The organism is Sporolactobacillus shoreicorticis (assembly GCF_024125445.1).
GTDB classification, from domain to species: domain Bacteria; phylum Bacillota; class Bacilli; order Bacillales; family Sporolactobacillaceae; genus Sporolactobacillus; species Sporolactobacillus shoreicorticis.
This window is the reverse complement of record NZ_JAMXWM010000035.1, coordinates 1-26,772: the sequence shown is the minus strand read 5'-3', so window position 1 is coordinate 26,772 and position 26,772 is coordinate 1. Positions and strand designations below refer to the sequence as shown.

Here is a 26,772-nt window from a genome sequence, read left to right as displayed (position 1 = left end):
ATGAAAATAACGTTTATGGGAACACCGGATTTTGCGGTACCTGTCCTGCAGTATTTACTGGAGGACCCAGCATATGAAGTGGTCTGCGTCGTGACGCAGCCTGACCGTCCTAAAGGTCGGAAGCATCGATTAACCCCGCCTCCGGTAAAAGTACTTGCCGAGAAGTTTTCTGTACCTGTCCTGCAGCCGGAGAAAGTGCGCAAAGCGGAAGCGATTCAAGAAATTCTCGCATTCGGTGCGGATCTGTTGGTAACTGCCGCTTATGGACAAATTCTTCCTGAGTCGCTGCTTAAAGGACCGCGGCTTGGGTGCGTCAATGTCCATGCCTCATTGCTGCCTGCTTATCGCGGTGCGGCTCCGATTCAACAGTCAATTATTGACGGGCAGAAGGAAAGCGGCGTTACGATCATGTATATGGTGAAGCAGCTGGATGCGGGAGATATTTTATCACAAGTACGCGTGCCGATTGAGGATCAGGATACATTCGGAACGCTGCATGATAAATTAAGTACTGCCGGAAGCAATCTGCTTATGGAAACCTTGCCGAAACTTGAGGCAGGGTCGCTGACCCCCCGGCCGCAGAACGAGAAAGAGGTTACCTTTGCGCCGAGTATCCAGCATGAAGATGAAGAGATTGTATGGGAGAAGTCCGCTTCGGCAGTACGGAATCTGATTCGTGGACTAAATCCGTTTCCGGGAGCGTTCACACGATTGGAAGGATCCATATTTAAGCTCTTTGCTGCTGAGTTAACGGATCTTAGGACAGCAGAAAAACCAGGCACGATTATCCAATCCGGCTCAGAAGGCTTCTTTGTTGCAACGGGAAACGGTCAGGTTATCAAAATTGTCGAGTGTCAGCCTGCGGGGAAAAAAAGGATGAAGGCTGTCGATTTTCTTCGAGGTACGCGTTTAAAAAACGGCACCGTACTTGGAGTGAAATGATGAGCAAAATGACAGCCCGTGAGACCGTATTGGATTTGCTTCTTGCAATAACAAAAAAGCATGCGTACAGTCAAATTGTTTTGAACGAGACATTAAATGCCGGGCACTTATCAGATAAAGATAAAGGGCTGGTTACGACGCTCGTTTATGGCGTGTTGCAGCAAAAATTGATATTAGACTATTACTTATCATCCTTTGTGGAAAAGAAAAGAAAAATAGATGATTGGGTGAAGCAGCTGCTTTTTATGTCTATCTATCAAAAAGCATTTCTTGACCGTATTCCCGATCATGCAATCGTCAATGAGGCGGTTACGATTGCAAAGAAGCGGGGGCATCGAGGCATTTCAGGATTTGTCAATGGCGTACTTCGTCGGATTCTGCGTGAAGGCTTGCCTGACCTATCGAAAATTGAACCGGAAAGCAAAAGGAATTCGATTGTATATAGCCATCCAGAGTGGCTGATGGGATTATGGGAAGCACAGTGGGACCGCGAAACCGCTGTTAAAATTGCTGAGGCCGATAATCTTCCGCCTAGTGTGTCCATTCGAGTCAATCAACTCAAGGTTACAAGGCAGGAACTGGCAGATCAATTAGCGGCAGAAAACATAGAAACGCTTCCCGGAAAACTCTCTCCGGATGCTTTGATTGTCACAAGCGGGAACGCCGTTCAGTCGCAAGCATTTCAAAAGGGCTATTTTACGATTCAGGATGAAAGTTCAATGCTGGTCGCAGATGCTGCAGCACCTGAGGAAGGGATGCTGGTCTTGGATGCATGCGCAGGACCCGGCGGAAAAACAACGCATTTAGCTGAACGAATGGGCAATCGCGGCCGAATTGTCGCACTTGATTTGCATCCACATAAGGCGCAGTTAATTGATCATGCGGCTGAGCGGCTTGGCTTAAGCAATATCGAGGCCCATGCTATGGATGCAAGATCGGCGCGAAGCAAGCTTGGTGAAGCATCTTTTGATCGCGTTGTTCTTGATGTTCCATGTTCCGGTTTAGGCGTGATCAGGCGGAAGCCTGAGATTAAATGGACCAAATTGGTGGATGAGATCAAGGGGCTGATCCCCATTCAGCAGATGATTTTGGAAGAAGCGGCTTTACTCGTAAAACCCGGCGGTTGGTTAATTTACAGCACATGCACGATCCATAAAGATGAAAATGAAAAACAAATGGCAGCTTTTTTAGCGAATCATTCGAACTTTCGTGCGGAAGCATCTTTCGCAAAACGAATGCCAAAGGCTAAGACTGATCCACGTGACGGTATGTTGCAGATTATGCCCTATATGTTTCAAACCGATGGCTTTTTCATTTGCTGTCTTGAGCGCTTAAATTAAGCGGAAGATGGACTTTCTTAAAGGAGTGAAATGCGTGAAGGCCGAATGGTATACAAGTTCCGGAAACGTACGAGAACAAAATGAGGACAGTTTGGGTGTGTTTTATGGTGATGAATGCCTGATTGGCATCGTTGCTGACGGGATGGGAGGACATGCCGCAGGCGAAATTGCCAGTAAAATGGCTTTGAAGCTTACATCAGCCAAGTGGTCGGAGCATTCAGGCACTTTCACTAAAGAAGAAGCAGAGATGTGGTTGAATCGTTTAGTTCGTAGTGTGAATCTGCGTTTATACGAATATGCAGAGACTCACGAAGAATGCCGAGGTATGGGAACGACTTTCGCAGTTGCACTTTGCACGAATGAATTTATCGCCGTTTCATCTGTTGGAGACAGCAGGATATACATATGGAAACAGGGTTATATTGTCAAACAGATTACCGAAGACCATACATTCGTTAATGAATTGCTGAAATCCGGACAAATAACCAAAGAAGAGGCTGCGGACCATCCAAAAAGAAATATTTTGATGCGTTCCTTAGGAACCGAGCCAACGATCGCTCTAGATACATCGGTGATTGACTGGACGGACTGTTCGCATCTTTTGATTTGTTCCGACGGATTAACGAACAAGCTGTCTGATCAGATATTGAGCGAAATTATGGAGGGTACAATGAATTTGCGTGAGAAAACAGAAATGATGATCAATGAGGCGAATCATGCCGGCGGAGAGGACAATAGTTCGGTGATCATTATTTCCAAAGATGGTGATGGTGAGAAACTATGATCGGAAAACGAGTTGGCGGAAGATATCAAATTCTATCCCGTCTCGGCGAGGGCGGAATGGCGATCGTCTATAAGGCAAAAGATTTAATTTTGGAACGCTTTGTCGCAGTAAAAACACTTCGCCCTGAATTGGCCGGAGATGAGGAATTTGTCCGCCGCTTTCATCGTGAAGCGGAATCGGTCGCGAGTCTTTCTCACCCAAATATTGTTGCGATTTATGATATCGGCGAAGAGGACTGCTATTACATTGTCATGGAATACATTGAAGGAATGACACTTAAAGAATTTATAAAGGACTATTCGCCCATTTCTATAGATGAATCTGTTTATATAATGAAGCAAATTTTGCTTGCCATTACTCATGCACATCAGCGTGGCATTGTACATCGGGATATAAAGCCTCAAAATATATTAATCAATGAAACCGAACGGGTGAAGGTAACTGATTTCGGTATCGCGCTTGCGGTCAGCGGTGCGACGATCACCTATACCCATTCGATCATGGGATCAGCACATTATCTTTCCCCGGAACAGGCAAGAGGCGGGAAAGCCACGATTAAATCGGATATTTATGCAATCGGCATTGTTATGTTTGAACTATTGACAGGAAAGTTACCGTTTCCCGGAACTTCCCCTGTATCTGTTGCGTTGAAACATCTCAGCTCTCCAATGCCTTATCCGCGTGATTTTCGATCGGATATTCCTCAATCCATTGAAAATGTGATGATTCGTGCTCTGGCGAAAAATCCATCTGACCGCTATGATCAAGTAATGGACATGTACAATGATTTAATCACTGCGCTTGATCCGGGACGTGCAAATGAGCAAAGACTGACTCTTGCTCAGCCTGTTCCTGAGGAAGAAAACGAAGATCTGGAAAAAACGATTAAAATGGCACCGATTAAAAACCAGCCTAAAAAGAATCAAGAAACAGCAGAAAAAAAGGTTGCCGATCCAACCCAGACAAGCGGGAACGGGAAAAAGAAAAAATCAAAAGCTAAAAAATGGCTTACTTTCTCAGGAATTCTTATTTTGCTGATTGCAGCAGGACTGGCCCTTGGGTTAACGCTTTTGCCTAAATTATTCTACGTCTCCAATGTTCGAGTTCCTGATGTAACAGGAATGACCTATCAAGATGCGCGCAAGGCTTTGTCTAATCAGAAGTTGAAGCCGATCCGAACGGACCGTGTAAGCAATTCTGTTGCAAAAGGAAGAATTATTAGTCAGAATCCTGATGCAGGCACGGAAGTTAAAGAAAATGCGCAGATTTCTCTCGTCGTGAGCAAGGGCGCTAAGACCGTTGCGCTGGACAATTATGTCGGTTACAGCCGAGATACAGTTACTGATGCAATTAAGGATGCCGGTTATAAAGATGTGGTTTGGCATGAGGAACAGTCGGCGTCAGTACCTGAGGATCAGATAATACGCCAAAATCCGGCTGCAGGAGAAAAAGTTGTCCCATCAAAAACAATATTGGAACTTACCTACAGTACGGGCAATCCACAGGCTACCGTTCCAAATCTGAAGGGGAAAACGAAAAGCGAAGCGAGCAAACTGCTTAAAAATCGAGGCTTGACGGCTGATTTTTCTGATGGCGACTATTCCGACGATATCGAAAAAGGCAGTGTGCTTGATCAGGACCCCGCTGCCGGAAGCCAAGTGGACAAGGATTCTTCTGTCATCGTCACATTGTCGAAGGGAAAAGAGGCCAAGCCAAAGGAAATTGATCAGCCGATCAAAGTAGTGTATCCGGAAACAAGCGATGACAGCACATCCTCCGATTCAGGGGAAAGCGCGCCGATTCACGTACAAATATATTATACTGATGCCAACCACGACAACTCTGTATTTACCGATGAACAAATCACTGAAACGAAAACCTATACGATACCTTTTACGATCAATCCGAATGAAAAAGGTTCTTACCGGGTATTAATTGATGGTGTCGAAAGAAAGACAGGTACGGTTGATTATCCGGATTAATAGAGAATACGTCTCTAAACCTTATAAGGAGTCTTGATATGCCTGAAGGTACGATAATTAAAGCACTAAGCGGGTTTTATTATGTAAAGAATGGTGATCAGCTGATCCAATGTCGCGCAAGAGGGGTGTTTCGAAAGCGCGGCATTAGTCCGCTTGTTGGCGATCATGTTCTTTATGAGGCAGCAAAGCCGACGGATGGCTATATTTTATCGATCAGCGAGCGTAAGAATGTATTGAAACGTCCACCAATTGCCAACATTGACCAAGCTATTTTGGTCTTTTCGGTTGCGGAACCTGCTTTGGACTGCCAGCTTCTTGACCGTTTTCTTGTCTCAATGGAGGCAAGTCAAATTGATCCGGTTATTTGTTTTACAAAATGGGATCTTTTGTCGGAAAAAGAAATCAAAATCTTTCGTTTGCAAATGAGTGTTTATGAAAAGATTGGCTATCCTATTTTGTTCACCTCCAGTTTGAAAAAGGAAGGACTGTCCGAACTCACGCAGCGAATGGAAAATCGAATCAGCGTTGTTACCGGACAGTCCGGTGTCGGAAAATCGACACTGTTAAATTATTTAGGTGATTCATTAAACATCGAAACTCAGGCAATTTCACATGCTTTAGGCCGCGGGAAACATACGACAAGACATGTAGAATTGCTGCCGATCTCTATCAATGGTTATGTAGCAGATACACCAGGATTCAGTTCTTTGGAACTCCCGCATATAGCTCCGTCCGATTTGGAAAAATGCTTTCCCGAATTTGACGAATTTAGGGAAGGCTGTCGTTTCAGAGGCTGCATGCATCTTGCCGAACCGGATTGCATGGTAAAGGACGCAGTCTCCAAAGGCAGGATTGATCATTTGCGCTATGAACATTATAAAATTTTCTTATCCGAACTCAATGAACGTGAACGCACGAAGTATTAACGAACAGTTAAAGTTCATTAGTAAAAAAGTAAAGAACGGAGGCAGCTGCGAATGAAGCTGGCAATTGTTGCAGGAGGTCCAGAATCACTTCTGCCCGATCTGAATGATTCGGAATATGAGGACTTTGAATGGATCGGTGCTGATCATGGGACGGTCGTTTTGTTGAAAAATAAGATTCGTCCGATTCGTGCATTCGGTGATTTTGATTCATTAACTCCAGAAGAAAGAATAGAGATTGACAAGAATGCGCTTGATCTTTGCGCCTACCCCCCTGAAAAAGATAAAACAGATTTAGAACTGGCACTTAACTGGGCGCTTCGTTTGAATCCGGAACAGTGTTATCTGTTTGGTGTGACCGGCGGTAGAATGGATCATGCGCTTGCCAGTGTGCAATTGCTGATGAAATCGACTGACACCACTACTGAACTCGCTATTATTGATAAAAAGAATTGGATCACTTTATTGACTCCGGGCGCATATCCTGTAAAGAACAATCCATCATACCGTTATCTTTCATTTCTTGCTTTGACTGAAAGAGTGACAGGGCTGAGTTTGTCATGTGTTAAGTATCCGCTACGCGACGCAGAGCTGCATCTAGGATCGAGTCTTTGTATCAGCAATGAACCCCAAGCAGCCATTTTTCACGTTTCCTTTTCACATGGCCTTCTGTTAATGATGCGCTGCAGTGATTGACTTGTCTATATGAAGCGGTCATAGTTTTCAATATCGCTTCATATATTCTAGAAGCACGTGATAAAGGATGACGGCGCTTGAGACAAGGAGGAGCAGTATCATGAAATTTTATACGATTAAGCTGCCAAAATTTCTGGCAAGTATTGTGAGAGCCCTCCTCGGTTCGTTTAAGAAGGGGTAAATGAGCTCACATCATCAAAAAAGACATCTCTAGTGAGAGATGCCTTTTTTGATCAGTGAACAAAAAAACCGAATTCCTCAGAAAAAAAGAACTTGGCTTTTTTGCTCCGCGTTCATGCAAATGATTTTGTCGATCAAGCTCATTAAGCGCGTTCAACTTTACCTGCTTTAAGCGCTTTTGTGGATACATAAACACGTTTCGGTTTTCCGTCCACAAGAATCCGGATCTTTTGCAGATTCGCTTTAAATGTTCTTTTCGATTTATTTTCAGCAAATGAACGGTTCTGACCGAACTTCGTTGTTTTGCCGGTAACAAAGCATCGACGTCCCATATAGATGACCTCCTTGACCATGCAATTCATTAACACAATAGCTTTATAGTAACACGTACGAACGTGACGTGCAACTAGAGATAACATTATGACTGAGTGGATGAACCCGTTATGCATTACTTTAAAAAAAAAGAAAGCTAGTGTAAAATAACGGTAAGTCGAATAAGATTACGGATAGAGGAATAAGATTGACGTTTCTATAATTTAATGAATAGAATTTCACATGGAGGGCTTACAGATGACGGTTTCTATAACGAACAGCTATGGGCAAATTGATATATCAATCGATGTCATCGCTAAAATTGTTGGCGGTGCTGCGATGGATTGCCTTGGAATCGTAGGTATGGCATCGAAAAATCAATTGAAAGACGGTTTTACTGAACTGCTGAAAAAAGAAAACTTCAGCCGCGGCGTTGTTGTCCGCTTTGATGAAAATCAGAATTTGCTTATTGATATGTATATCATTGTGAGTTACGGCACTCGTATTTCAGAGGTTGCGGGGAGTGTTCAAACAAAGGTTAAAGAAACCTTAAATGAAATGCTTGGATTGAATGCTGCTTCGATTAATATCTTTGTACAAGGCGTCCGTCTCACAGATGAAGACGTGCAGCGTGAAGATCAATCACTACAAGCATAAGGGGAGCTACGCGACATGAAGTATCGAAGCGTTTTTGATATTATCGGCCCAGTTATGGTCGGACCGTCGAGTTCGCATACTGCTGGCGCGGCGAAAATTGGGCGAATGGCGAGAAAGCTTCTTGGCGTCATGCCGGAGCATGTGAAAATAACGCTGTATGGTTCTTTTGCTGAAACATACCGTGGCCATGGAACTGATGTAGCCATTATTGCCGGATTGCTGGACTTTGATGAAAGCAACACAAATTTGCCGGATTCAATAAATATTGCGCGTCAAAGGGGAATGGATATCCAATTTATTGTGGATAAAGACTCGCAGGTAGAGCAGCCGAACACAGCAAGAATTCATTTATCAGCAGGTGACCAAAGCCTGGAATTAGTCGGCGTTTCTATTGGCGGCGGAAAGATTGAAATAACAGAAGTAAACGGCTTTCCTATTTCCCTGTCCGGAAGTAACCCGGCACTTCTTGTGCTGCATTATGATAAATATGGGGCTGTTGCTGAGGTCGCCGGATTGATTGCCAAATATGAGATGAACATTTCTTATATGGAAGTTTCACGACAGGAAAAGGGACAGCTGGCGCTTATGGTGATTCAAACGGATGAAGAAATCAGTGAGGGGCTTGCTGCCGAAGTCTCCGGTCTTCCAAATATACTTAATGTTGCCGTGTTAGCTTGATCAAGTATCTTGCAGAAAAGGGGGTGTCTTTATTGTTTCAATCAATTGAAGAACTGGTACACGTCGCCAGCAGCAGCTCTCTGCCTATCTATGAAGTGATGATTCAGACTGAGATCGAAACGACAGGGAACAGCCGTGATCAGATTATCGAAAAAATGTCTGGTCAATTGTTGGTTATGGAGCAGGCTGTCCAAAGAGGTATTCATGAAGACATTAAATCGCGTTCGGGATTATCGGGTGGAGATGCCCGTCTTTTGCAGCGCTATTTAGAGAACAGCGATACATTATCTGGTTCGGTCCTGCTTGATGCCGTAAGCAAAGCAATGGCGACGAATGAAGTAAACGCGGCAATGGGAACCATTTGTGCGACACCGACGGCAGGTTCTGCCGGAGTAGTACCCGGCGTACTGTTCGGATTGAAGCACAAACTGAATCCGAGCAGGGATAAGATGATTCACTTTCTTTTTACAGCAGGTGCGTTTGGCTCTGTGGTTGCCAACAATGCTTCTATCTCAGGGGCGGCCGGCGGCTGTCAGGCTGAAGTGGGCTCTGCTACTGGTATGGCTGCTGCTGCGGCAGTTGAAATGGCCGGCGGCACTCCTGAACAGTCGGCACATGCAATGGCGATGGCACTTGGCAACATGCTTGGCCTGATTTGTGATCCTGTAGCCGGACTCGTCGAAGCGCCTTGCGTGAAACGAAATGCAATTGGCGCCTCAAGCTCACTTGTTGCTGCAGACATGGCACTTGCCGGAATCAAGAGTATTATCCCTTGTGACGAGGTCATTGACGCCATGTATCGAGTGGGACGCATGATGCCGCCTGCCTTGAGAGAGACCGCGCTTGGCGGGCTCGCCGATACCAAAACCGGGCGTGCGTTAAAAGAACGAATTTTCGGAACGGATGGTCGATCATCCGTGATTAAAGAAAAATGATGAACACAACCTTGCATCTTCCGATTACGAAGCTCAGAGGCGTTGGCCCACGGCTGAAAGAAGAACTAAAGCTTCTTGGAATTATAACAATTGACGACCTTTTTGCCTATTATCCTTATCGATATGAGAATTATGAGTTAAGAGATTTGGCAAATGTTCAGGATCAAGAACAGGTCACAATTATGGGAAAAGTACAGAGTGAGCCGCTACTTAATTATTATGGAAAGAAAAAGTCACGTTTGACTGTGCGTGTGCTATCCGGCAGTTATTTAATCACTGTTATTTTATTCAACAGACCCTATTTAAAACGAAGTCTGAGACTCGGTCAGACCGTTACTGTTACAGGAAAGTGGGATCGAAATCGTGCAACACTGACTTCATCCGACTTTCATACAGGACAACCGGATCAAGAGGCACGATGGGCACCGGTTTATTCGGTGCGCGCAGGTGTATCAGTTAAGAAAATCAGAAGCCTGATCAACCAGGCCTTCACTTGTTTTCCCGACTATATAGAAGAGAATCTTCCTGATGAATTGCTTTCAACTTACAAATTAATCGGCAAAAAACAAGCAGTTCGCACGATACATACTCCGAAGGATCAAACCCAGCTCCACCAAGCGAGAAGACGGCTTGTTTATGAAGAATTCTTAAATTATCAATTAAAATTGCAAGCTTATAAACGAATACGGCGCGCATCATCCAAGGGAATACGGATTTCTGCAGATCAGGAAAGCGTCCAACGATTTATTAGCAACCTCCCTTTTGCGTTGACACAAGCGCAAAAGCGGGTAGTCAGCGAAATTCTAACAGATATGAATTCTGATTCACCGATGAACCGACTCCTTCAAGGTGACGTTGGCTCCGGAAAAACGGTGATCGCGGCGATCGCACTGTATGCAGCGGTTAGCGCCGGTTATCAAGGGGCACTGATGGCTCCAACAGAAATACTTGCGCAGCAGCATGCTGAAAACCTTGATGAATTGTTCCGCCCTTTTCGTATTTCTGTCGGATTGTTGACCGGCAGCGTGCGTGGAACGAAAAGAAAAATACTGCTTGATCAGCTACTTCGAGGTCACATTCAGATACTCATTGGCACGCATGCTTTGATTCAACCGGAAGTAGAATTTAAACAGCTCGGACTTGTGGTAACCGATGAACAGCACCGTTTTGGTGTTGGTCAACGTGGTGCGTTGCGGCTGAAGGGAAAGGAACCGGACGTTTTGTATATGACTGCCACGCCGATCCCGCGTACGCTGGCACTTTCAGTCTTTGGCGATATGGATGTATCTACAATCGACGAGCTTCCAGGCGGCAGAAAAAAAATTAAGACGTACTGGGTTCAGGAAAATGTGATCGACCGCATCATCAATTTTATGAAAAAAGAACTTGATCGAGGGAGGCAAGCTTATGTCATTTGCCCTTTGATTGAGGAATCCGAACAGCTCGATGTCCAGAATGCCCTTGATGTCCACGCACAGCTTTCTCAAGCGCTGCCCGGTTACAAGGTAGCTTTGATGCATGGCAAATTAACGCCTGATGAGAAAGATCAGGTTATGGATTCTTTCAAAAGGAGACAAGTGCATGTTCTTGTATCGACCACAGTCGTTGAGGTTGGGGTCAACGTCCCGAATGTATCACTGATGGTTATCTATGATGCAGATCGATTCGGCCTGTCCCAGCTGCATCAATTGCGCGGTCGTGTGGGAAGAGGCAGTGATCAAGCCTACTGCATCCTGCTTGCAGATGCCAAGTCGGAGACGAGCAGAGAAAAGATGCGAATGATGACGGAGACTACGGACGGATTTAAATTGTCCGGATATGATCTCAAACTTCGCGGACCCGGAGATTTTTTTGGTAAAAAGCAAAGTGGTTTGCCTACATTTAAACTTGCCGACATGATTCATGATTACCGAACCTTAGCGGCTGCACGAGACGATGCGGTGCGGCTTGTTCAGAATCCGCACTTCTGGCGTGACGATCGTTACGCCGGGCTTCGCGAGCCGTTAGCGGAATCGGGATTGACACAGCTTCTTCATCTGGATTGAATTGAAACCAAAGAATGTTTGCCCGCGTATGTTATGAGTCGATAAATGAGTGGCTTGACTCGTTTGTGCTTAGCTACCCGTCACAGATAAGTTATGATATACTAACTAATATTACCTAGTCTTAAAATGATGTTTCGTAGTCATGACGAACATAAAACGGCGGTGTCCAGCTTATGAGAAAAAGCAAAAAAGACAGACAGGCATCTCTGAAACAAACGATTGACGATAATCCATTTATTACGGATGATGAATTGGCCAAGAAATTCACAGTCAGCGTTCAGACGATTCGGCTGGATCGTTTGGAATTATCTATTCCGGAGCTACGGGAACGGATCAAACATGTAGCAAAGAGGCAATTTGATGATGTTAAAGCGCTTCATAAAGAAGAAGTGATTGGAGATATCCTTGATCTTCAACTTGATATCAGCGCAATTTCTATTCTTGAAATAGTACCGGATTTTGTTTTTTCAAGGACCGGGATTGCTCGTGGGCATCATTTGTTTGCACAGGCAAATTCACTTGCGGTAGCCGTAATCAACGATGACCTTGCTCTGACTTCGAAAGCAGAAATTCAATTCATTCGGCCGGTTAAGTCAGGCGAACGCGTTGTCGCAAAAGCAAAAGTGATGCGCAAGGAACGTGTGCGTACCGTCGTTGAAGTGAATAGCTACTCGGGGCATGATCATGTTTTCAAGGGCGTATTCACCATGTATCGCGCTCATGGAGGAAAAGATAGATCAGAGGGATGAACGGTGGGAACATGGCCTTCTGATTTATGTCAAATAGTGTTGATTCGATATGTTGCGGAGGTTGATGTGTTTTGAGTAAGATTGCATTTGTTTTTCCGGGACAAGGTTCTCAAACAGTTGGTATGGGTGCTGATCTGATTGCTGTCTATCCTGAAGCAAAAGAAATGTTCGAAACGGCAGACAGCCGATTGTCATTTCCGTTAACTGAGCTGATCATGAACGGTCCTGATGAGACATTGAAAAGAACGGAAAACACGCAGCCGGCACTTCTGACAGTAAGTGCCGTGCTTTGCGCATTGTTAGAAAAGCAAGGTGTTAAACCGGATTATTTGGCCGGTCACAGTCTTGGTGAATACAGCGCTTTGCATGCAGCCGGTGTTCTGGGATTTGAAGATGCTGTTTATGCCGTACGTGAACGGGGATTGCTCATGGAAGCTGCCGTTCCGGCCGGAAAGGGAACGATGGCGGCCGTTTTCGGTTTGGATGCAGAACAGCTGAAGAATATTTGTACGGCTGTTTCAGAGCAGGGCGAATCGGTACAAACGGCAAATATTAATTGCCCGGGACAAATTGTTATTTCCGGAACGGTCAAGGGTATTGAAAAGGCATCGAAACGGGCAGAGGAGGCTGGGGCGCATCGCGTCGTCCCTCTTTCTGTCAGCGGACCGTTTCATTCCTCACTCATGAAACCTGCAGCTGAAAAGATGCGGGAAGTTCTCGATGCACTGCCCATTAAAGATGCGCTTGTCCCCGTGATTGCCAACAGTACTGCGCTGGAAGAAACAACTGCTGAAGAGATCCGCAATCACCTTATTGAACATTTGTACTCGCCGGTTCGCTGGACTGAATCTGTGGAACGGCTGAATCAGCTTGGCGTCGACACTTTTGTTGAAGTTGGTCCGGGAAAGGTGCTCTCGGGATTGATTCGAAAGATTAATCGCAAACTGACTGTTTATCAAGTCAGTGACGCAGAGAGTTTGATTAACGTGTCTGAGAAACTGAAGGAGCGTGTATAATAGAATGGGATTGGAAGGGAAAACAGCGTTGGTTACAGGCGCTTCCAGAGGAATCGGCCGCGCTATTGCCATTAAATTGGCTCAGCTTGGCGCATCTGTGATTGTTAATTATTCAGGCAATAAGATGCGTGCGGAGAATACGGCCGCTGAAATTCGTTCCGTTGGGCGTGAAGCGCTGATCTGGCAGTGTGATGTCTCGGATGAAAAAGCAGTTCAAGAGATGGTTAAAGAATCGCTCGCTCATTTTGGCCATATTGACATTGTCGTCAATAATGCAGGAATTACGCGCGACGGGCTGCTCATGCGCATGAAGGAAGAAGACTGGGATGCGGTTTTGGATACTAATCTTAAAGGAGTTTTTTTGGTTACCAAAGCTGCGCTTCGTCCGATGATAAGACAGAAACAGGGCAAAATTATTAATGTTGCATCTGTAGTCGGTATTTTAGGGAATGCAAGCCAGGCAAATTATGTAGCGGCCAAGGCAGGGGTGATCGGATTGACAAAGGCTACTGCTCGTGAAGTGGCGTCGCGAGGCATCAATGTGAATGCTGTTGCTCCTGGTTTCATTGTTACGGATATGACCGATGAACTTCCCGACGAAGTGAAAGAGAAAATGAAAAAAGACATTCCATTAGGTAAACCGGGTATGCCAGATGACGTAGCAGATGCTGTTGCGTTCCTTGCTTCTGATGGCAGCAAATACATGACCGGACAAACATTAAGTATTGACGGCGGAATGGCAATGCAATAAAATGATTGAGGTATGCTTAAAAAGAAATTTCATTAGGTGAGGCTGTTTCATCAAGTTCTCCCTGTGAAGGCTTTTCAGGGTGTTTTGCCCACTCCTTTTATAGTTATAAAGAGGACGGAGAGTTTAAAAAATGTAAATGCCCTCGAGAGGAGGTGACGACATGGCAGATGAAGATGTTTTGGCACGTGTCAAAAAGATCGTTGTCGACCGATTAGGCGTAGATGAAGCAGATGTTAAACTTGAAGCTTCATTTAAAGAAGATCTGGACGCAGATTCTCTTGACATTGTAGAACTTGTCATGGAACTTGAAGATGAATTTAATTTGGAAATCTCCGATGAAGATGCGGAAAAGATTCAAAGCGTTGGTGACGTCGTATCTTACATAGAGAGCCACAAATCCTGACATGCTAACCATGAGTCCCGTTTTTATAAATCCGTTTATAAGGGCGGGGCTTCTTATTATTTTCGGCACTTACGGAAAAAATGGATTTTGGTTTCTTAGTTCGCGGAGGTGACATGTGTGCCAGGTTCAAAGAAAATGCAGGATCAGGAAAAAGAAGTGACTCAAAGGCTTCATCATTTTCTTGATGATTTTTCATTCTCATTTCAAAATGAAGATTTATTAAAGCAAGCGTTTACCCATTCATCTTATGTGAATGAGCACCGTCGTGCATCACAGGACGATTATGAGCGGCTTGAATTTCTTGGGGATGCTGTTCTTGAGTTGTTGATTTCTCAATATCTCTTTAAACATTTCCCGAATCTTACGGAGGGAGACATGACCAAGCTGCGTGCGGCCATTGTCTGTGAAGGCGGATTGTTTCAATTCGCGTCTTCGCTGTCTTTCGAGAATAAGATTTTTCTCGGACGCGGGGAAGAGGTAACCGGCGGACGGAAGCGTCCTTCACTTTTAGCGGATGTCTTTGAGGCGTTTATCGGTGCTCTGTATCTCGATCAGGGATTGTCTGAAGTCGACCGTTTCCTGAAAATCGTTGTTTATCCGAGAATCAACGACGGCTCTTTTTCCCATGTGATGGATTACAAAAGCCAATTGCAAGAGACGATTCAGAGAAAAAATCTGGGTGAACTGGATTATCAACTGTTGTCCGAAAAGGGACCGGCACATCATCGCGAGTTTACGTCAAACGTATTGTTGAATGGCGAAGTCGTCGGTGTCGGCAAGGGACATTCGAAAAAGGACTCGGAGCAAAGTGCGGCATGCAAAGCGCTTAAGAATCTTGCCGAGTAACAAAAGCAGCCGGGCGCTCTCGGCTGTTTTTGTTACTCGCTTTGTGGTTTTATTTTATGAAGGTGAAGTCAAATCAATTGTGCATATCATCAAGGTGAATTATAGAAAGGTAAGAAACGGAGGGATCGGGATGTTCCTCAAAAGATTGGATGTCTCAGGCTTTAAATCATTTGCCAACAAAACATCTGTAGAATTTGTTCCGGGAGTTACTGCGGTTGTCGGCCCGAATGGGAGTGGCAAGAGTAATATCACAGAAGCTATTCGATGGGTGCTCGGGGAACAATCGGCGAAATCGCTGCGCGGGTCTAAGATGGAAGATATTATTTTTTCGGGAAGTGACGCGAAAAAAGCTGTCAATATGGCTGAAGTAACACTCACTCTCGACAACAGTGATCACTACATCTCGATGGATTTTAGCGAAATTAGTGTCACACGACGCGTATTTCGTTCCGGAGAAAGTGAATTCCAATTAAATAAACAAAGCTGCCGGCTCAAAGATATCGTTGAGTTATTTATGGATTCGGGGCTGGGGAAAGAGGCCTATTCGGTCATTGGTCAGGGGAAAATTGATGAGATCCTGAATAGTAAAGCAGAAGAAAAACGAAAAATATTCGAGGAAGCTTCCGGTGTCCTCAAATATAAATTACGCAAGCAAGCTGCCGAAAAACAACTAAATGACTCTGAAGACAGTTTAAATCGTGTTGAAGATATCCTGCATGAGTTAGACGACAGGCTTGGACCACTCGAGAAGCAGGCGTCGATTGCCAAAGATTTTTTAGAGAAAAAAAACGAGTTAGAGAAAGTGGACATTGCGCTGCTTGCTCATGATATTGGTGAAGTCCATAGCCAATGGGAACATGCGAAAAATCAGGTCGAACATCTGAATCAATCAAAAATAGAATTATCCGAAAAAGTGACTGCCAGTGAGCATGATTATCGGCTGCATCGTTCTGAACTTGAAGAATTGGATCGTTCAATTGAAAAAAGGCAGAATGAATGGGCAGAATCTGCTGAAAAACTGGAAAAATTATTAGGCAGGAAGCAAGTTATAGAGGAACGGCACAAGCATGCACAAAGCAATGCTGAGGAAATGAAAGAACGCATTGCCCACCTGGAACACCAGTTGGAAAAAGAACGGCAAATACTTGATCAGGCACTTGCCAGCAGTAAATCAGAACGCACCTCTTTGGCACAGCTGCAGCAGAATCTAGTGAAAAAACAAAATGAGTATCATAGTTTTGAACAGAATCTGGATGAGCTGATTGAAAAACTGAAAGCCAAATACATCGAGATCTTAAATCAACAAGCTTCCATGCGCAATGAGCAGCGCTATCTTTCTGATCAGGCGAAAGCTCTGGAATTAAAAAAAACGCGCATTCAATCAAACACGGCAGAAATAAAGACATCGGCAGAAGAAGCAGGCAAGAGAAAACAGCTATTTACGGCTAAACTGGAAAAGTTGGCCAATGAAGGAAAAACGCTTCAGGAACGCTATAAAAGGCTCCGTACTCGATTGGAAGAGGGAAGTGAGCGATATACTAAAGAAAAAGATGCTGTAAATAAGATCAATAATTACATTGAACAAGCCCAGTCAAGAAGGGAATTGCTGGAATCTCTTAAAGAAGATTATGCCGGTTATTATCAAGGCGTTAAATTTATTTTAAAAAATCGGAAAAAGCTGATCGGAATTCACGGTGCAGTCGCTGAATTGATTCAGGTGGGTAAAGAGTACGGCTTGGCAATCGAAATCGCACTTGGTGCCTCTTCCCAGCATGTGATTGTTTCTGATGAATCCGCCGGCAGGCAGGCAATTCAATTTTTACGTCGAAACAAAGCTGGCCGTGCAACTTTTTTGCCTATTTCTGTTATTCGGCCAAAAGCGATTGCTTCGTCAGAACGGAACCGCCTTCGATCAAATTCCGCTTTTATTGGTACAGGCTCCGAACTACTTACATGCGACGTTCGTTATAAATCTATTGCCGATTTCTTATTGGGATCCGTGATTGTTGCGAAGCATTTGGAAGGAGCCAATGAACTTGCCCGCAAAGTGAACTATCGCTATCGAATTGTTACTTTAGCAGGAGATGTTGTCGCTCCTGGTGGTGCGATGACCGGAGGCAGTACGAAGCAGCAGCAAACAAGTCTGATCAGCCGAAGTACCGAAATTGAAGAATTGGGCCGGCAAATCGACGAGATGCAAAAGAAACGAAACCAGTTGCAAATCGATTTTTCCAACTTGAAGAATCAGATTGCGGCAGATGAGTTGGAATCGGATTCAGCGCGCAAATCTGTGGAGGAAGCATTGAATCAGTATCGCAGCATCGAATCACAGAAAAGGGACGCAGAAACTGAAGAAAAAGCGAACCTTGAGAAATATCATTTGCTGACTAGAGAAAATGGAGACTTCAGCACAGAGCAGAAAAAAATCGCTGATCGGTTACGGACAATCGACGCTGATGTTTCGAAGAATGAAGAACGCGGCAAAACACTTACAGAACAAATTGAACGTTTAACGAAAAATCGAGAAGATATCGATTCATCAAAACAAGAAATTCAGTCGGAGATAACAGCACTCAAGGTTCAAATTGCGGAACAAAGCCAAATTACTGCATATCAACAAGAAAAAGCAGATCAATCCAATCGGCGGGTCGGCGAACTTGAAGAATCTCTTGACACGCTGCGTTCATCTGCTGATGGGATCGGCTTTGAAATCGAAAACCAGCATGAAAGTGCTGAGAAGCTGGATCAGCTCATTGAAGAAGCAAAGAGATATAAAGAAACGACCATGACAGAATTGATGAAAATGCGTGATTCTCGGCAGAATAAGCAAAAGGCTCTGGCAGAGGAAGAGAGACTCATGTCAGAATGCCGTTCAGAATTAACTGGGATCAGTAATTTATATCAAGAGAAAAATGTTCTTCTTGGGCGAATGGATGTCCGACTTGACCATCTGTTAGACACACTAAGAGAAGACTATGAACTGACCATTGAAGCGGCAAGGGACAAGTACAAATTAACGATGGACGTTGATGAAGCACGAAAAAAAGTCAAATTAATTAAATTAGCCATTGAAGAACTTGGAGCTGTTAATGTAGGCGCAATAGAAGAATATGAGAACGTTCTGGAGCGCGAACAATTCCTCTCCGCGCAGCGAGCGGATTTGTTAAAGGCGCGCGAGACGCTTAACCATGTTATGTCGGAAATGGATCAAGTTGTCGAGCAGCGTTTTACAGAGACATTCAATAAAATAAGGACACATTTTCAAAAGGTTTTTCAAGAACTGTTCGGTGGAGGACGTGCTGATTTGCAGCTCATTGAACCGGATGACATGCTGACGAGCGGTGTGGAAATTCTTGCAGAACCGCCTGGAAAGAAGCTTCAGAGACTCTCCCTACTATCCGGTGGAGAGCGTGCGTTGACAGCGATCGCGCTGCTCTTCGCTATTCTGAAAGTTCGCCCTGTGCCATTTTGTGTCCTTGATGAAGTGGAAGCTGCTCTCGATGACGCAAATGTCGACCGCTACGCAGCCTTTTTGAAAAAATTCAGCCTTGATACGCAGTTTATTGTTGTGACGCATAGGCATGGAACGATGGAGCGGTCCGACGTCCTTTATGGGGTCACGATGCAGGAATCAGGAGTTTCCCGGCTTGTGTCGGTAAAGTTGGAAGAAACGGAAGATTTATTGACTGCGGGTAACGCTTAATGAACAGCAATTTAAGAGACGAGGAGGAAAACACATGAATTTTTTTAATAAGCTGAAGAACCGAATCACAGGAAGCACAACTGCGGTTACGGATAAATTTAAAGACGGTCTGTCCAAAACAAGACAGTCATTTGCGGACGGCATGAACAACTTGGTTAAGCGCTATCGGAAGGTTGACGAAGATTTTTTTGATGAATTAGAAGAACTGCTGATCGAGTCCGACGTCGGAATGACCACCGTAATGGATCTGGTTGACCGATTAAAAGATGAATCGCGTACGAGAAACATCAAGGATACGGCGTTGTTAAAAGATGTAATTGTTGAGGTTCTTTCCGAATTTCTGACTAAAAGTAAAGAAGAAACAAAACTTAATATAAATTCTTCCGGACTTACGGTTATTCTTATGGTTGGCGTAAATGGTGCGGGTAAAACGACAACCATAGGAAAACTCGCCGGCAGACTTAAAAATGAAGGAAAGACGGTATTGCTTGCAGCCGCCGACACATTCAGGGCGGGTGCGATCGACCAGCTGCAGGTGTGGGGAGATCGTACAGGCGTTGATGTAATCAAGCATCAAGAAGGATCAGATCCTGCTTCGGTCGTTTTTGATGCCATGCAGGCTGCAAAATCGCGTAAAGTGGACGTTCTGCTTTGCGATACAGCGGGCAGACTTCAAAATAAAGTAAATTTAATGAAGGAACTCGAAAAGATCAAACGTGTCATCACGCGCGAATGCCCGGGAGCACCGCAGGAAGTTTTGCTGGTACTGGATGCAACAACCGGCCAGAATGCACTTAACCAGGCGAAATTGTTTCGGCAAGCATCAGAGGTTACAGGGATTGTTCTTACAAAGCTGGATGGAACGGCGAAGGGCGGTATTGTGCTTGGCATTCGCAACGAACTGAACATCCCTGTTAAATTTGTCGGACTGGGCGAACAATTGAATGATCTTCAGGCCTTTGATGCGGACGCATTTATCTATGGGCTGTTTTCTGAACTTTTTCAGAACGAGGATGAAGCACCACAATCCGAATAAAAATGTGTTTGCCACTAAGAAAAAACTTGACACACAAAGATAAAAAAAGTAATATTTAATCTGTAAAGTAAAATGCCTTTACAGCCAAGGGGATTTGCTATGCTTGAGAAGGTTTTGAGAGTTAACGCCCTATACGATTTTTATCAGCTGCTTCTCACCCCAAAACAGCAAGAGTATTTGAATCTTTACTATCTCAATGATTTTTCTCTTGGTGAAATTGCGGAAAGAAAACAAGTTACTAGACAGGCTGTTTATGATAACCTCAAACGTGCTGAGAACGCTCTTGAAGCGTTTGAAGAAAAGTTAGGTCTTTTTCGTAAATACGAAGTCAGGCTTTCTGTTGTTTCGAAAATGAGGGAATTGGCTGGTCATCTGAATAGTGAGGAAAGCCAAAAACTAGATTCTTTTATTGATGAATTAGAGAATTTAGATTAGGAAGTGAGAAGTATGGCATTTGAAAGTCTGTCGGACAGATTACAGGCGACAATGAAAAAGATTCGCGGCAGAGGCAAGGTGACCGAGGCCGATGTCAAGCAGATGACGCGTGAGATCCGTCTGGCGCTTCTTGAAGCTGATGTTAATTTTAAAGTCGTAAAATCATTTGTTAAAAACATTCAGGAACGCGCAGTAGGTCAAGAAATCTTAAAAAGTCTTACTCCCGGACAGCAGGTTATTAAAGTCGTCCAGGAAGAATTGACTAAGTTGATGGGCGGGGAACAAACCAAGCTTAATCTTGCTTTGAAGCCGCCGACCGTTCTGCTCTTTGTCGGATTGCAAGGCGCCGGAAAAACAACGTCTGCAGCGAAACTTGCCAATTATATTCGAAAAACCCATAATAAGAATCCATTGATGATTGCGGCGGATATTTATCGCCCTGCTGCGATTAAGCAGCTGCAGACCTTGGGCGGGCAACTGAATATACCTGTTTTTTCGCTTGGTGATCAGGTCAGTCCGGTAGAAATTGTGCGTCAGGGACTGGAGCAGGCGAAGACGGATCATCACGACTTAGTATTGATTGATACCGCAGGACGGCTTCATATTGATGAAGGACTGATGGACGAACTTGACCAGATCAAAGCAGTCAGCCATCCGGATGAGATCTTTTTGGTTGTTGACGCGATGACCGGACAAGACGCGGTCAATGTTGCAACCGCATTTAATGATCGACTGGATTTGACTGGTGTGATCATGACCAAGCTCGATGGTGACACAAGAGGCGGCGCTGCATTGTCTGTTCGTTCTGTCACAGGAACACCAATTAAATTTATTGGTATGGGCGAGAAGATGGATGCTCTTGAGCCTTTCCATCCGAATCGTATGGCTTCAAGAATTTTGGGAATGGGCGATGTACTTTCTCTGATTGAAAAAGCACAGGCAACAATCGACGAGGAGAAAGCACGTGATATGCAGCAAAAGCTGCTCTCCGTCAGCTTCACACTTGATGACTTTCTGGATCAGATCGGCCAGATTCGAAATATGGGACCACTCGAAGATTTACTTGCGATGATGCCCGGGGCAAACAAGTTTAAGGGTATGAAAAACATGCAAATTGACGAGAAGAAAATCGGCCAAACTGAGGCAATCATTCGATCAATGACTGCTCAGGAAAAAACAGATCCAGATGTCATTAATGCGAGTCGAAAAAAACGCATTGCTCTTGGCAGCGGCACATCAGTCGCCGACGTCAACCGGTTGCTGAAACAGTTCAAGGACATGAAAAAAATGATGAAACAGTTTATGGGCAAGACCAAAGGCAAGAAGCGCAATCCATTTAATTTACCATTTATGTAAGATCATAAAAAATAGGAGTTGTTTTGTTATGTCAGTTAAAATCCGTCTAAAGCGTATGGGTGCAAAAAAACGCCCATTTTACAGAGTTGTTGTTGCCGATTCACGTGCACCTCGCGATGGTCGTTTCATTGAGGAAATCGGCACATATAATCCGGTTGTCACACCAAAGACATTCACAGTTGATGAAGAAAAGGCGCTTGATTGGCTGCAAAAGGGTGCTCAACCTTCAGACACCGTACGCAACCTGTTCTCAAAAGAAGGCATTATGGAGAAATTCCATCTTGCCAAACTGCAAAAATAATGATGAGGGGCGGCAGATAAATGGAAGAATTAATCAAAACCATTGTACTTCCGCTCGTTGATGATCATATGCATGTTATGATTGAGAAACAAGAAGAATCTGATCATGTAACTTATATACTTTCAGTAGATAAAAAGGATATGGGAAAAGTGATTGGCAGGCACGGTCAGGTTGCTGAGGCAGTGCGAACGGTTGTGTCTGCCGTCGGCAGCGCGAATGGTGTGCTGACACGATTCTTAATTCGTGAATAATAAAAAAAGAGAAGGGGAGCATTCTGCCCTTCTCTTTTTCATCATACATAGAAATTTTTTACAGATTGTCAGATGGCGATTGAAGGGGGCTGCATCATGACTGAACAATGGTTTTATGTTGGAAAGATTGTCAATACCCAAGGAATTAAAGGCGAAGTGCGTGTTGTCAGTATTACTGATTTTCCGGAGGAACGCTATGCGGTTGGCGCAACTCTGTATGTTCAGGATCCAAAGACAGATACGTATGAACCGCTGAAGGTCAAAAGTTATCGTCGGCACAAACAATTTGACTGTCTAACTTTTGAAAATTATCATTCGATCAATGATATAGAGAAATACAAGGGCCGTTCACTGTTTGTTTCCAAAGAGCAGTTATCGAATTTAGAGCAAGGAACTTTCTATTATCATGAAATTATCGGCTCACAAGTTATTACAGATACAGGACGTCATTTAGGCGAAGTTAAGGAAATTCTTTCTCCTGGAGCGAACGATGTTTGGGTTGTTGATACGGGAGTAAAGAATGTTTTAATCCCGTATATTGCCGATGTGGTGAAAGATGTTGATGTCGCGCAAAAAAAGGTAACTGTTCATTTGATTCCGGGGTTGGTGGACGATGAAGATTGATATTCTTTCCCTTTTTCCTGAAATGTTTGCGGGTGTTCTAAACAGTTCGATTTTGGGCAAGGCAGTCGCAAAAAACGTTGTTTCTTTTAAAATGACGAATTTCAGGGATTTTACCACGAATAAACATAATAAAGTTGATGATTATCCATTTGGCGGCGGTGCCGGAATGGTTTTGATGCCTCAGCCGCTTTTTGATGCGGTTGAAGCGGTATGTAATGAAGAACACACAAAAACACGTATCATTCTGACTTCACCGCAGGGAAAGCCATTTAAGCAGCATGACGCAGAGATGCTCTCAAAAGAAAAAAAACTTATTTTTATTTGCGGACATTATGAAGGATTTGATGAACGCGTCCCTGAATTCCTTGTTACTGATGAGTATTCCATTGGTGATTTTGTCATGACCGGTGGAGAATTGGCTGCGATGGCAATGATCGACAGCATTGTACGGCTGCTTCCCGGTGTGCTCGGCAATGATACATCGGCAGTGACCGATTCATTTTCCACGGGATTGCTGGAGCATCCGCATTATACGCGGCCGGCGGATTTTCGCGGCATGAAGGTTCCAGAAGTCTTGCTTTCCGGGAACCATGAGAAGATTGCCGAATGGCGTCTGAGGGAATCACTGAGGCGTACTTATGAACGCAGACCGGATTTATTGGACGGCTATAAATTGAGTGAACAGGAAAAAAGATGGATCAAACAATTTGAACAAGAAAATCAAGATGATTAAGTGATTCTTCAATCATTTAAATGCTTGCATGAGCGCTCTCGATTATGGTATGATAATCGCTGTGGCAAATGCCAGTGAATACGATGTTCCGCTGTTTTCTTTAAAGAGGGCAAGAGCATTTGTACGGAAGGAGGCCATTTTGTTATGTCTAACATTCTTGATGAAATTACGAAAGAACAGTTGCGAACAGATATTCCGGAATTCAGACCTGGCGATACGTTGAAAGTGCACGTGAAGATTACTGAAGGTACACATGAACGTATTCAGGTGTTTGAAGGCGTCGTGATCAAACGTCACGGCAGCGGGATCAGCGCAACCTTTACGGTACGAAAGATTTCTTATGGTGTCGGTGTTGAACGTGCATTCCCGGTTAACTCACCGAAGATCGACAAGATCGAGGTAGTACGTCACGGTAAAGTACGTCGCGCGAAACTTTATTATCTGCGTGCGCTGCGTGGTAAGAAAGCACGCATTAAGAGCAGATAATCATGATTGGAAATTGAATGTACAGGGCATTGAAGAGAGGAGGGGCTTGGGATGACCAAGCTTCTCCGATTTTTTATATGAGAAGGTTCCATATTAGAAAAAGCTACGAATTGTTCCACGGAGATAAAGAGATCAGTCCTTAAATTGAAAAAGAAGGAGGCAGGAATTGTGACCATTCAATGGTAGAATGACCTGAATGATAACTCCAAAAGAAAACATAAAGCCGAAGAATGATAAAATTTGAATTATGATTAGCTCTAAGCCCTATAATTAAAGGGCTTTTTAATTTTTATCTGAAATATTTTGGTTCTTCTAAACCTTTACTAAAATGTCGTGATTTTTATTATGTTGAGCAATAATAAGCAATAAACATCAGATTTTGCCCAAAAATTTGCCCAAAAATATTTTCCGGAAATCTTGAATAGTACCTCTGGTGGTCGGGGGCGAAAAAACGGTCTAAGTACTGATTTAATAAGATTTTCCTGATGATTTGTGTAATATTTGTGTAAAATAGTATGGAAGAATAAATTGCCGAAGCAGGAAATATTGTCTCCTATTATGGCAATTCTAAATACGTTTCTTATATAACTAATCATACGCATATTAAAAAGTGGATTTTTCAAACTAGCTATTGAGTGGGAATAAAGTAGATACCTCGTTTGGTGTCGAAACGTTGATTTAACAGCATTTTTGGCAAAGGTAAAATGGATAAAAGCACTTAAATTGATAAGGATCTCCGCCAAGATTCCGCCAAGAGCCAGAATCAGAGAACCGTATCAATTCGAGATTTGGAAGGTATATTTTGTAGAATATGCCTTCTTTTTTATTGTGTTTTTCCGCCAAATATTTTTATTTCGGAAGTGTGCCATTACTGTGCCGCGAATTTTAATCAATAATGCGCTGAGATGAGAAATCATTTTAGCTTTTTTATTTCAGGTTTTAGTTTTTTGAAAGGAGATGGTTCTTAAACATTTCCCTCTGTTTGTGACAAATGATTAGTTTATTCGCCAAAACAAAATTATGCACAGAAAGGAAAACAATTATGAAATTAAAATTTGTCATCCCAAATATGGAGAAAACTTTTGGAAATCTGGAATATGCCGGAGAAGGCAATGTGGAACAACGCCGGGTCAATGGACGCCTAGCGATCCTTTCCCGCAGCTATAACTTGTATTCTGACATCCAAAGAGCGGATGATATTGTTTTGATGCTGCCACCGGAAGCGGGCGAAAAGCATTTTGAGATCGAAGATAAAGTAAAACTAGTCAATTCTCGAATTACTGCAGAGGGCTATAAAATTGGCAATCGTGCGTTCACCAACTATATCTTGCATGCCGACGATCTAGTAAAAGCATAAGGAGGGCAAAAAATGAGATTAGCTGAAGGTATTGTGATTGACAAGGACAAGACATTTGGTGCGTTGAAATTCTCCGCACTCCGCCGTGAAGTGCGCGTGAATAATGAGGATGGGACAGTCAGTGACGAAATCAAGGAACGCACCTATGATCTAAAATCCCGTGGACAAGGGCAGATGATCCAAGTCAGTATTCCGGCCGCCATCCCGTTAAAAGAGTATGACTATAATGCCGAAGTCGAACTGGTCAATCCAGTGGCAAATACAGTGGCAACCGCGACGTTTCGAGGGGCCGATGTGGATTGGTATATCAAGGCTGAGGATATTGTACTGAAAAAGAAGCAGTCCCTCTCTCGTTCAACGAGTCAACAGGCCCAGCCGCAAACAAAAGGAAAATAACGCCCTTTCATTTTCCGGAAAGGATCGATGATGTGCCATTTTGTCTATAAAGGAAAACGGATTCGAGCGAGTGATCAACATCTTATCTTGCGTTTTGCCGCGACGTCGCTTGGCCTTGTCTTCCTACTGGTGTTGTTGGCCTTCCATGGGAAATGGCTGATGCATACGGATTGGCAGAAAGTCCGACTTTTACGTGATGGGCAGTTTCAGTTTTTCATCACGCCTTATCTGATTTTCAGTGTCCTTGCGGCCGCAGGAGTATGCTTGCTTGCCGCTTATCTTTTTTACCATTTTCAGCGGGATCATGTGAACCGGCTCATGCATTGTCAAAAACTAGCCAAAATGATCCTGGAAAATAAGTGGTACGAATCCGAACAGGTCCAGCATGAAGGATTTTTTAAAGATTGGCCGTCTGGGAAGTCAAAAGAGAAAATCACTCATTTTCCAAGGATGTATTACCGACTAAAAGACGGGCTGATTCATATTCATGTCGAAATACCCTTAGGAAAATATCAAGATCAGCTCTTGCATTTAGAGAAGAAACTGGAAAGCGGCTTGTACTGTGAGCTGGTGGATAAAGAGCTTAAGGATGCCTATATCGAATATACATTGCTCTACGATATGATTGCGAACCGGATTACGATTGACGAGGTAAGGGCAGAACATGGGAGACTTCGGCTCATGAGAAATGTCTGGTGGGACTATGATCAGCTCCCCCATATGCTCATCGCCGGCGGAACGGGTGGAGGAAAGACCTACTTTATCTTCTCGCTCATCGAGGCCTTGGCGCGGACCAACGCTGTTCTTTACGTCCTTGACCCAAAGAACGCGGATCTTGCCGATCTTTCGGAAGTA

29 protein-coding genes are annotated in these 26,772 nt (G+C 44.0%); 28 read left to right on the top strand and 1 reads right to left on the bottom strand.

Annotated elements, in window-relative coordinates:
• The 7 genes from fmt (at position 1) to spoVM (ending at position 6,848) form a co-directional block, all read left to right on the top strand.
• The gene (fmt, locus tag NIE88_RS19765) at positions 1-942 is read left to right on the top strand and encodes a methionyl-tRNA formyltransferase (protein WP_253065065.1); all 942 of its coding nucleotides are present in this window, start codon (positions 1-3) and stop codon (positions 940-942) included.
• A complete protein-coding gene (gene rsmB, locus NIE88_RS19760; protein WP_253065064.1) occupies positions 942-2,282 on the top strand; it encodes a 16S rRNA (cytosine(967)-C(5))-methyltransferase RsmB in 1,341 nt (446 codons plus the stop codon). Before fmt ends, rsmB begins: the two co-directional genes overlap by 1 nt.
• Before the next feature lie 34 nt (positions 2,283-2,316).
• Positions 2,317-3,066 carry a Stp1/IreP family PP2C-type Ser/Thr phosphatase gene (locus NIE88_RS19755; protein ID WP_253065063.1) on the top strand — a complete coding sequence of 250 codons (750 nt, stop codon included), beginning with the start codon at positions 2,317-2,319 and terminating at the stop codon, positions 3,064-3,066.
• Complete coding sequence (gene pknB / locus NIE88_RS19750) at positions 3,063-5,048, top strand: Stk1 family PASTA domain-containing Ser/Thr kinase (protein WP_253065062.1); 1,986 nt, start codon at positions 3,063-3,065, stop codon at positions 5,046-5,048. The genes NIE88_RS19755 and pknB overlap by 4 nt, the downstream gene beginning before the upstream one ends.
• A 38-nt stretch (positions 5,049-5,086) precedes the next feature.
• Positions 5,087-5,974: a ribosome small subunit-dependent GTPase A gene (gene rsgA, locus NIE88_RS19745; RefSeq protein ID WP_253065061.1), complete on the top strand. Its 888-nt coding sequence runs from the start codon at positions 5,087-5,089 to the stop codon at positions 5,972-5,974.
• Between the two features lie 51 nt (positions 5,975-6,025).
• Positions 6,026-6,667, top strand: a complete 642-nt coding sequence (locus tag NIE88_RS19740; RefSeq protein ID WP_253065060.1) for a thiamine diphosphokinase — start codon at positions 6,026-6,028, stop codon at positions 6,665-6,667.
• Positions 6,668-6,767: 100 nt separating this feature from the next.
• Positions 6,768-6,848, top strand: coding sequence for a stage V sporulation protein SpoVM (gene spoVM / locus NIE88_RS19735; protein WP_253065084.1), 81 nt, complete (start codon positions 6,768-6,770; stop codon positions 6,846-6,848).
• Between the two features lie 142 nt (positions 6,849-6,990).
• Here spoVM and rpmB read toward each other — a convergent pair whose 3' ends face one another.
• On the bottom strand, positions 6,991-7,179 hold the full coding sequence (rpmB, locus tag NIE88_RS19730; protein ID WP_253065059.1) for a 50S ribosomal protein L28: 189 nt from the start codon (positions 7,177-7,179) through the stop codon (positions 6,991-6,993).
• Positions 7,180-7,417: 238 nt separating this feature from the next.
• Here rpmB and NIE88_RS19725 point away from each other — a divergent pair, with 238 nt between their 5' ends.
• The 21 genes from NIE88_RS19725 to NIE88_RS19625 form a co-directional block, all read left to right on the top strand.
• Positions 7,418-7,816 carry an Asp23/Gls24 family envelope stress response protein gene (locus NIE88_RS19725; protein ID WP_253065058.1) on the top strand — a complete coding sequence of 133 codons (399 nt, stop codon included), beginning with the start codon at positions 7,418-7,420 and terminating at the stop codon, positions 7,814-7,816.
• Positions 7,817-7,831: 15 nt separating this feature from the next.
• Positions 7,832-8,494: an L-serine ammonia-lyase, iron-sulfur-dependent subunit beta gene (gene sdaAB / locus NIE88_RS19720; RefSeq protein WP_253065057.1), complete on the top strand. Its 663-nt coding sequence runs from the start codon at positions 7,832-7,834 to the stop codon at positions 8,492-8,494.
• Positions 8,495-8,526: 32 nt separating this feature from the next.
• Positions 8,527-9,429 carry an L-serine ammonia-lyase, iron-sulfur-dependent, subunit alpha gene (gene sdaAA, locus NIE88_RS19715; protein ID WP_253065056.1) on the top strand — a complete coding sequence of 301 codons (903 nt, stop codon included), beginning with the start codon at positions 8,527-8,529 and terminating at the stop codon, positions 9,427-9,429.
• Positions 9,429-11,474: an ATP-dependent DNA helicase RecG gene (recG, locus tag NIE88_RS19710; protein ID WP_253065083.1), complete on the top strand. Its 2,046-nt coding sequence runs from the start codon at positions 9,429-9,431 to the stop codon at positions 11,472-11,474. The genes sdaAA and recG overlap by 1 nt, the downstream gene beginning before the upstream one ends.
• A gap of 173 nt (positions 11,475-11,647) precedes the next feature.
• The gene (gene fapR / locus NIE88_RS19705) at positions 11,648-12,223 is read left to right on the top strand and encodes a transcription factor FapR (protein WP_253065055.1); all 576 of its coding nucleotides are present in this window, start codon (positions 11,648-11,650) and stop codon (positions 12,221-12,223) included.
• 71 nt (positions 12,224-12,294) lie between these two features.
• Positions 12,295-13,239 (top strand): ACP S-malonyltransferase, encoded by a 945-nt coding sequence (gene fabD / locus NIE88_RS19700; RefSeq protein ID WP_253065054.1) that lies wholly within the window; start codon positions 12,295-12,297, stop codon positions 13,237-13,239.
• 4 nt (positions 13,240-13,243) lie between these two features.
• The gene (gene fabG / locus NIE88_RS19695) at positions 13,244-13,990 is read left to right on the top strand and encodes a 3-oxoacyl-[acyl-carrier-protein] reductase (protein ID WP_253065053.1); all 747 of its coding nucleotides are present in this window, start codon (positions 13,244-13,246) and stop codon (positions 13,988-13,990) included.
• A 160-nt stretch (positions 13,991-14,150) separates the two neighbouring features.
• On the top strand, positions 14,151-14,393 hold the full coding sequence (gene acpP / locus NIE88_RS19690; protein WP_253065052.1) for an acyl carrier protein: 243 nt from the start codon (positions 14,151-14,153) through the stop codon (positions 14,391-14,393).
• A gap of 117 nt (positions 14,394-14,510) precedes the next feature.
• On the top strand, positions 14,511-15,239 hold the full coding sequence (rnc, locus tag NIE88_RS19685; protein WP_253065051.1) for a ribonuclease III: 729 nt from the start codon (positions 14,511-14,513) through the stop codon (positions 15,237-15,239).
• 130 nt (positions 15,240-15,369) lie between these two features.
• A complete protein-coding gene (gene smc / locus NIE88_RS19680) occupies positions 15,370-18,942 on the top strand; it encodes a chromosome segregation protein SMC (protein ID WP_253065050.1) in 3,573 nt (1,190 codons plus the stop codon).
• Positions 18,943-18,976: 34 nt separating this feature from the next.
• A complete protein-coding gene (gene ftsY / locus NIE88_RS19675; protein ID WP_253065049.1) occupies positions 18,977-19,978 on the top strand; it encodes a signal recognition particle-docking protein FtsY in 1,002 nt (333 codons plus the stop codon).
• 99 nt (positions 19,979-20,077) lie between these two features.
• The gene (locus NIE88_RS19670; RefSeq protein ID WP_253065048.1) at positions 20,078-20,413 is read left to right on the top strand and encodes a putative DNA-binding protein; all 336 of its coding nucleotides are present in this window, start codon (positions 20,078-20,080) and stop codon (positions 20,411-20,413) included.
• A 12-nt stretch (positions 20,414-20,425) separates the two neighbouring features.
• On the top strand, positions 20,426-21,769 hold the full coding sequence (gene ffh / locus NIE88_RS19665) for a signal recognition particle protein (RefSeq protein WP_253065047.1): 1,344 nt from the start codon (positions 20,426-20,428) through the stop codon (positions 21,767-21,769).
• A gap of 28 nt (positions 21,770-21,797) precedes the next feature.
• Positions 21,798-22,070, top strand: a complete 273-nt coding sequence (gene rpsP / locus NIE88_RS19660) for a 30S ribosomal protein S16 (protein WP_253065046.1) — start codon at positions 21,798-21,800, stop codon at positions 22,068-22,070.
• A 20-nt stretch (positions 22,071-22,090) separates the two neighbouring features.
• Positions 22,091-22,321: a KH domain-containing protein gene (locus NIE88_RS19655; RefSeq protein WP_253065045.1), complete on the top strand. Its 231-nt coding sequence runs from the start codon at positions 22,091-22,093 to the stop codon at positions 22,319-22,321.
• Positions 22,322-22,417: 96 nt separating this feature from the next.
• Positions 22,418-22,945 carry a ribosome maturation factor RimM gene (gene rimM / locus NIE88_RS19650; protein WP_253065044.1) on the top strand — a complete coding sequence of 176 codons (528 nt, stop codon included), beginning with the start codon at positions 22,418-22,420 and terminating at the stop codon, positions 22,943-22,945.
• Positions 22,935-23,678 carry a tRNA (guanosine(37)-N1)-methyltransferase TrmD gene (gene trmD, locus NIE88_RS19645; protein WP_253065043.1) on the top strand — a complete coding sequence of 248 codons (744 nt, stop codon included), beginning with the start codon at positions 22,935-22,937 and terminating at the stop codon, positions 23,676-23,678. Before rimM ends, trmD begins: the two co-directional genes overlap by 11 nt.
• Positions 23,679-23,822: 144 nt before the next feature.
• On the top strand, positions 23,823-24,164 hold the full coding sequence (gene rplS / locus NIE88_RS19640; protein WP_253065042.1) for a 50S ribosomal protein L19: 342 nt from the start codon (positions 23,823-23,825) through the stop codon (positions 24,162-24,164).
• A gap of 1,042 nt (positions 24,165-25,206) precedes the next feature.
• On the top strand, positions 25,207-25,521 hold the full coding sequence (locus tag NIE88_RS19635; protein WP_253065041.1) for a YdcP family protein: 315 nt from the start codon (positions 25,207-25,209) through the stop codon (positions 25,519-25,521).
• A 12-nt stretch (positions 25,522-25,533) separates the two neighbouring features.
• Entirely contained in the window at positions 25,534-25,917 is a 384-nt protein-coding gene (locus NIE88_RS19630; RefSeq protein WP_253065040.1) for a YdcP family protein, read from the top strand.
• Positions 25,918-25,947: 30 nt separating this feature from the next.
• On the top strand, positions 25,948-26,772 hold an 825-nt coding region (locus tag NIE88_RS19625; RefSeq protein ID WP_253065082.1), incomplete at its 3' end, for an FtsK/SpoIIIE domain-containing protein.